This window comes from Pseudofrankia coriaricola (assembly GCF_032027725.1).
Lineage (GTDB): Bacteria > Actinomycetota > Actinomycetes > Frankiales > Frankiaceae > Pseudofrankia.
On record NZ_JASNFO010000078.1, the window covers coordinates 69,783 to 76,158 of the forward strand.

Genomic DNA, 6,376 nt, shown 5'->3' on the forward strand with positions numbered 1-6,376 from the left:
ACAAATTGAGGCCGCATCACACTCCACTCGATCCTGACCGAGGGCGGACTCGACCTGGTACGGCGCAACGGTGCCGCCGGAAGGCCGGCACTCGTCGGAGAGATCATCGGCGGCGCCAGCCTCTACGAGTTCGTCGACGGCAATCCGTCGGTTCAGATGGCGCCGGGCAACGTGACCCACGCGCTTTCTGCGTTGTCGTCACCGAGTACGGGATCGCCGACCTTCGAGGGTGCACCGCGCGGGAACATGCCGACCGCCTCCTCGAGGTGGCGCACCCGGACCACCGTGCGGAGCTCGCGACCCAGTGGCGTCGTGCGGAGGACGACGCCAGCCGGGCCCGCGCCGTCACTCGGTCCAGACAGGCTCGCGCCTCTCGTGGAAGGCGGCGACGCCTTCGGCGGCGTCGGGCAACGACGTCGCGACCGTGAGCATGGCCTGCAGCTCCGGTAGCGCCTGGGCCGAGGTCTGGTCGAGCATCCGGTAGAACGCGGGCCGTCCCAGCCGAATGGCCCCTGGTGAGCGGGTGGCCAGCCGCGCCGCCAGTTCGTCGACCGTCGCGTCGAGGCCGTCTTCAGACGTCAGCCGGCTCACGAAACCCAGCTCACGGCCCTCGGCCGCCGTCACTCGACGGCCGGTGAGGATGAGGTCGAGGGCGTCTTTGGGTCGCATCGACCTGACCAGCGGAACTGAGATCATGTAGGGCCACAGTCCGATGTTCACCTCTGGCGCCCCGAACGTGGCGCGTTCGGAGGCGACGACGAAGTCGCAGGCGAGGGCCAGGCCGAAGCCGCCGGCGAGAGCGTACCCTTGCACGCGCGCGACGGTCGGTTTGCCGAGCTCGTACATCTCGGTGAACAGCGAGGCGAGATGACCGCGTCCGGCGTGTGCGGCCTCGGCACCGTCCTTGGCGCCTCTGAGCCCGCCGAGGTCCGCCCCGGAGCAGAATGCCGTGTCGCCGGCACCGCCGAGCACGACGACCCGTACCCCCGGATCTTCGTCCGCCTGCCGAAACGCCTCACGCAGGTTTCGGATGGTGCCGAATGACATCGCGTTTCGTTTGGGCTCTCGATTGATCGTCACACGCGCGACGTGCCCGCTGACCTGGTAGAGCACGTCGGGCGGAAGTTCCTGGAGCGGGTCGGTCATGCTGCCTCCTCGCAGACGTGGCAACGGGTTCGGCTCACGGAGCCGCCTGACGCACCACACGGGTGCACCTGGCACCGCTTGCGTGGCCGCACACGTTGACGAATTCACTCGTAATGATAATACTAAATACAAGCTGCGCCCGCGAGGGCCGCCCCTCGCGGGCGCAGCTCACCTCACTCGTCGGCTTCCCACCCTGGATGGAGATGGCGCAGGATGACCCAGACGCCGGACGTGCTCTGGCGGCCACGACCAGGGACGACGTCGGAGCTCACGAGGTTCGCTGATCGACTGAGAGGACGGGGTGTCGATCTTCCCGACTACGAGGCGCTCCGCACCTGGTCGGTCGAGAACCTCGACGAGTTCTGGCTCGAGGCTTGGCGCCACTTCGACTTGCTGACCTCGACCGAGCTGCACCGGGCGCTGGTTGAGGACACGATGCCTGGGGCGATCTGGTTCCCGGAGGTGGCGACGAACTACGCGGCGGCCGTGCTGCGCCTGCCTGGACGGACCGACGACGACACGCGGGGCACCGGCCCGCTCAACACGTGGGCAGCCGTGGAGAGCGGGACCTCCATGGTCGACGCCAGCCTCGGCGGTCTCGGCGGGGAACCCAGCGCCGTTGAGCAGAACCGCTCCGGGGAAACCGGCAACGTCGCGACCGAGGACCTCGTGGTCGCGCTCGAGCGAGCCGGAGTGGCCACGGAGATCGATGTCCCGGCTCTGCGGGAAGCCGGGCGCCTGCAGGAGCGTATGACGGGCGTCAGCTCTAGAGCTCGGGTTCTCCGCACCGGGTCCGGGCTCGGCGCGCCGACGTGAGCTGCGCGCTGGCGTTTCCAAACGAGCAACAACAGTGACCGTTCAAGGGACAGGACAGGGGCATGACGGCGTTGAGTGAGACGGCCACGCAAGCAACCTCGTGGACTCTTTCGGAGAACCAGCAGGCGATCGGTGCGGCAGTGGCCGAGGGGATGACGAAATTCGGTCTCGACTACTGGCACGAATGCGACGAGACGGCCACATTCCCGCATCAATTTTTCGAGTTCGCGGCCGCGCAGGGGTGGCTCGGTGTCGCGATGCCAGAGGAGTACGGCGGCGCCGGTCTGGGGATTTCCGAGGCCGCTGTCATGCTGGAGGGAATTGCCAAAGTCGGCGGACTGACCGCGAGCAGTGCCATCCACATGAACGTGTTCGGAACGAACGTCGTGGTCAAACACGGCAGCGACCAGATGCGCCGCGAAGTGTTGCCCGAGGTGTCGTCCGGGCGGATGAAGGTGGCCTTCGGTGTCACCGAGCCGAACGTCGGGCTCGACACGACCAGATTGAAGACGAAGGCGGTGCGGCGCGGCGGCGACTGGGTCGTCAGCGGACGCAAAGTGTGGATAAGCACCGCCCAGATCGCCGACAAGATCCTGCTGTTGACCCGCACCAGCGAACGGGATCCCGCCCGGAAGTCGCGCGGTCTGACCCTGTTCTTCACCGACCTCGACCGGTCGAAGATCGACGTCCGTGAGATCCACAAGACCGGACGCGCCGCCGTGGACTCCAACGAACTGTTCATCGATGACCTGGTCGTCCCTGATTCCCATCGCGTCGGCGAAGTGGACCGAGGCTTTCACTGCCTGCTTGACGGGCTGAACCCCGAGCGCATCCTGGTGGCCAGCGAGGCGATCGGCATCGGCCGCGGCGCTCTGCAGATGGCTGTCTCCTACGCCAAAGAACGCATCGTCTTCGACCGGCCGATCGGCCAGAACCAGGGGATCCAGTTCCCACTGGCGAAGGTCTACGCCGAGTTGGAGTCCGCGTGGCTCATGGCGATGCGGGGCGCCGCGCTCTATGACTCCGGTCAAGAATGCGGTGCGGAGGCCAACATAGCCAAGTACCTGGGTGGCGAATACGGCTTCAAAGCCGCGGACGAAGCCATGCAGACGCTCGGCGGGTACGGCTACGCACGCGAATACCACGTCGAGCGGCTCTGGCGGGAAGTCAAGTTGTGCCGAATCGCGCCAGTGACGCCGCAACTCATTCTCGCCTACCTCGCCGAGAACAAGCTGGGTCTGCCGAAGTCGTACTGATTTCTCCAGGTTCAGGCCACGAACAGGGTTGGCGCCGAGCCGGTCCGTGGTGTCGTGGCTGACGCGGGACCGCTCGACGCGGGAGCCGGGTGGTGCGGCCGACTTGATCGCCGGCAGCGCCGACCCTCTTCTCGATCACGACCACTGTCGGCCGACGCACCGTCAAGCGCGTGGCGTCAGACGTCTCCGCGTCGAACGTGTTGGCGCGGCAACCTTCGCAAAGACCAACCCGGCAAGGCTAACCTGTCTAGCGATCTTTCGTCGCTGGGGCCTGTACATCTGTGCCATGTCCCAGGATACGGGGACGAGGCGGGCGTTCTCGATTTAGATGTCGACCTGGTAGGGGGCGGGTAGCGCCTGGCGGAGTCTGGGTGGAGTCTGGGCCTGGTCGGCGCCATCAGGCCGTGCAGGAACGACCGCGCCCGCCCGCGGGACTCGACGCGGGAGAAACAGCGATCGATCTGGGCTGCGAGGGCCTCGACCTCTGATCGCCACCTGTCAAGGTCTACGCTGGGGTGGTACAACCACCGGCCGATCTTCGAGAATCGCCCCAAACCCGCAATGATCACCTGTCGCCTCTTCATGCTCGGACACCGACGCGCCGCTCAGGCCAGCCCGGCCACCCAACCCCAGCCCGCCAGATCCAGAAGATCACAAAATTCGGCCCGGAGTACTAGGATAATGATTCATCGAGAATCAAGGACGGGAGGCTCCGCATGCAACGGGCTGTGCTGATGGGCCGGATCGCAGGCCGGTCGCTGAAGCGTGCCGAGCACGTCGCCCGCGAGATCCTAGCCGACGTGGTCGAGCGCGAGTTGCCGCCGGGAACGCCGCTGCCGCCCGAGGCGGTGATGCTCAAAGAGTACGAGGTAAGTCGCGGCACGTTCCGAGAGGCGCTCCGCATTCTGGAGGTTCACGGCTTGATCACGATCAAGCCGGGGCCGAGCGGAGGGCCTCGTATCGCCGCGGTCACCGCGCGAGAGTTCGCCCGGACGGCGACGTTCTACTACCGTGCGATGGGAGCCACGTTCGGCGACCTCGTCCAGACGCGCCTGGTCGTCGAGCCGATGATGGCTAGGCTGGCGGCCCGGAACTGCACTGCGGCGGACGCGACCGGCTTCGAAGATAACCTGGCCATGGCCAAAGTCGCCGCTCCGAAAGAGAGCCTGCGGCTCGCGTTCGAGTTCCACGAGATGATCGGACGTATTTGCGGCAACCAGGTGCTTGCGATGTTCGATAGGTCTATGGGCGAGATTTTCGACATGTACTCCTTGAACTCGCTGCCAGAGCGTGAGAACGAGCTCCATCTCCGCGCCCACGGCAACATCGCCCGCGCGATCATCGACGGCGACCAGGACCGTGCCGAGGCGAGCATGAGGAAGCATCTCGAGGGAATCGTCCGCGACTTCGAGCAGCGGAACGGAGACATCGTCGACCAGGTCGTCGACTGGCTCTAGACCTGGTTGGACGTCAACTGAAGTCGGGACGCCGATGCTGTCTGGTGGCGGCGGCCGCCTCCTTCGACTCGGGAAGAGCGCTCATGATCGCGGTGCCGAGCTGCTCGACGTGAAGGCCGGAAGCGAGGTCGCGGTCTTCGGTCAGGTTGAGCACCTCCTTCATGAGCCGCACCGCCTGCGGCCCCTTCCGGGCGATCTGGGAAGCCATCGCGATGGATTCGTCGAGCAACGACTCTCGGGAGGTCACTCGCACAACTCCGCCGTATCGAGCCACTTCCGCCGCCGGAATTCGTTCACGGCTGAGCGCCATCCACCTCAGTACGGTCGCCGGGACGAGGCGGCTCATGTGCTTGCTGCCTCCCATGACGCCTACGTCGATTTCGGGCAACCCGAAGACGGCATTGTCCGAGGCGACAACTATGTCCGCTGAGGCGGCCAAGGTGGCGCCGGCGCCGAGTGCGGGACCGCCGACGGCGGCTAGCACGGGCAGATCGCAGTCACGGACGGCCGCGAAGCACTCCCGCACCATGCGCGCCCGCGCCAGCGCAGTAGTCGGAGACAGGTCGACGACCTCGTTCTTGTCCCCGCCGGCGCAGAAGGCTCGTTGACCTTCCGCGTACAGCACGACGCAGCGTTCGTCGCCCGAACCCGCGGCCCGAAAGACCTCGGCGAGTTCGCGGTACATCGCCGTCGTCAGAGCGTTGACGGGCGGGTTTCGCAAGGTCACGAGCATTACATGTGAGATCCTCGATTCGACGAGGATGGCGTCTGTCGCCACCTGTCGCGCCTCCTTCCGGTCGCGGCCGCCGGGTACTGGGCCGCCGTCACGCGCCGAACAGCGCCGGGTTAGCCCGAAGGTGCCGGGCGAGCTCGTCCCGGTGCGCGGGGTCGGCGACCGCGACGAGCCGCTCGGCGCGTTCGCGAGCGGACGCGCTGTCCAGCACCGCGGCACCGTGTTCGGTTACGACCCTGCGTACCAGCGTTCGGGGGAGGGAGACCATGCCTCCCGACAGTCGCGGGACGATGCGACTGGTCCCGTCGGCGGTCGCCGAATGCAGCATGATGACCGAGTCCGCGGTCGCCTGAGACGTCGCCGCGGCGACGCCGAAGTCCATGGCACCGCCCACGCCACTGAACTGCGCGCCGCCCCGGACCTCCAGATTGGCTTGTCCGAGGAGGTCGACCTCGAGTGCCGAACCGAGGACCACCAGCCCCTTCCGCTCGAGCAGCCCTTTCATAGCGTGGGTGCGCCGGCCGTCCGCCATGGTGACGCGGCGGTTTTCCCGGACGTAGTCGTACAAGGCCGACGAGCCGACGATCTCGCCCACGATGGCCTGCGGCCCTTCGTCGGTCAGCGCCCTATGCTTCACGAGTTCGAGGAACGAGTCTGTGAGCATGGAGAACTGCCGTAGATTCCTGCGACCGAGATCGACGAGTCCGGCGATCACCGCGTCCGGCAGCACGCCGACGCCCACCTGAAGCAGGGCCCCGTCGGGGATGGTCTCGGCAACGGACATGGCCAGCGCTCGGTCGCGAGGGCCGGCCGGCCGGTTGGTGAGCACGGGAAGTTCTGCCTCGTCGTGCACGATGACGTCCAGCGCGGAGGCTGGGATGACGCTGTCGCCGAAGGTGTAGGGCATGAGTGGGGTGGGCCCGCCCCAACACCGGTAGGGCGGGGGGAAACCCACCCCCCCGCAACGA

The 6,376-nt window shown here is 66.8% G+C and carries 7 protein-coding genes; 4 read left to right on the forward strand and 3 right to left on the reverse strand.

Features of this window, described 5'->3' with window-relative positions:
- The first annotated feature begins 5 nt into the window (after positions 1-5).
- Complete coding sequence (locus QOZ89_RS47760) at positions 6-428, forward strand: acetyl-CoA hydrolase/transferase C-terminal domain-containing protein (protein ID WP_083418211.1); 423 nt, start codon at positions 6-8, stop codon at positions 426-428.
- Here QOZ89_RS47760 and QOZ89_RS34585 read toward each other — a convergent pair.
- The gene (locus QOZ89_RS34585) at positions 346-1,146 is read right to left on the reverse strand and encodes an enoyl-CoA hydratase/isomerase family protein (protein WP_071047192.1); all 801 of its coding nucleotides are present in this window, start codon (positions 1,144-1,146) and stop codon (positions 346-348) included. The genes QOZ89_RS47760 and QOZ89_RS34585 overlap by 83 nt on opposite strands.
- Before the next feature lie 213 nt (positions 1,147-1,359).
- Here QOZ89_RS34585 and QOZ89_RS34590 point away from each other — a divergent pair, with 213 nt between their 5' ends.
- The 3 genes from QOZ89_RS34590 to QOZ89_RS34600 all read left to right on the forward strand — a co-directional run bounded on the left by QOZ89_RS34590 (position 1,360) and on the right by QOZ89_RS34600 (position 4,675).
- A complete protein-coding gene (locus QOZ89_RS34590; protein ID WP_071047190.1) occupies positions 1,360-1,962 on the forward strand; it encodes a hydroxymethylglutaryl-CoA lyase-like TIM-barrel protein in 603 nt (200 codons plus the stop codon).
- A gap of 62 nt (positions 1,963-2,024) precedes the next feature.
- Positions 2,025-3,218: an acyl-CoA dehydrogenase family protein gene (locus tag QOZ89_RS34595; protein ID WP_071047188.1), complete on the forward strand. Its 1,194-nt coding sequence runs from the start codon at positions 2,025-2,027 to the stop codon at positions 3,216-3,218.
- A gap of 716 nt (positions 3,219-3,934) precedes the next feature.
- The gene (locus tag QOZ89_RS34600) at positions 3,935-4,675 is read left to right on the forward strand and encodes a FadR/GntR family transcriptional regulator (RefSeq protein WP_083418210.1); all 741 of its coding nucleotides are present in this window, start codon (positions 3,935-3,937) and stop codon (positions 4,673-4,675) included.
- 13 nt (positions 4,676-4,688) lie between these two features.
- On the opposite strand, the gene QOZ89_RS34605 is transcribed toward QOZ89_RS34600, so the two are convergent.
- Complete coding sequence (locus QOZ89_RS34605; RefSeq protein ID WP_312627973.1) at positions 4,689-5,453, reverse strand: enoyl-CoA hydratase-related protein; 765 nt, start codon at positions 5,451-5,453, stop codon at positions 4,689-4,691.
- 46 nt (positions 5,454-5,499) lie between these two features.
- Positions 5,500-6,376: acetyl-CoA hydrolase/transferase C-terminal domain-containing protein (locus QOZ89_RS34610; protein WP_312627975.1), on the reverse strand; the 877-nt coding region annotated here is incomplete at its 5' end.

What these genes read in the sequence shown, in the direction of transcription:
- QOZ89_RS34595 (WP_071047188.1), top strand. Translation starts at nt 2,025, where the DNA reads ATGACGGCGTTGAGTGAGACGGCCACGCAAGCAACCTCGTGGACTCTT.
- QOZ89_RS34590 (WP_071047190.1), top strand. Translation starts at nt 1,360, where the DNA reads ATGACCCAGACGCCGGACGTGCTCTGGCGGCCACGACCAGGGACGACG.
- QOZ89_RS34600 (WP_083418210.1), top strand. Translation starts at nt 3,935, where the DNA reads ATGCAACGGGCTGTGCTGATGGGCCGGATCGCAGGCCGGTCGCTGAAG.
- QOZ89_RS34585 (WP_071047192.1), bottom strand. Translation starts at nt 1,146, where the DNA reads ATGACCGACCCGCTCCAGGAACTTCCGCCCGACGTGCTCTACCAGGTC.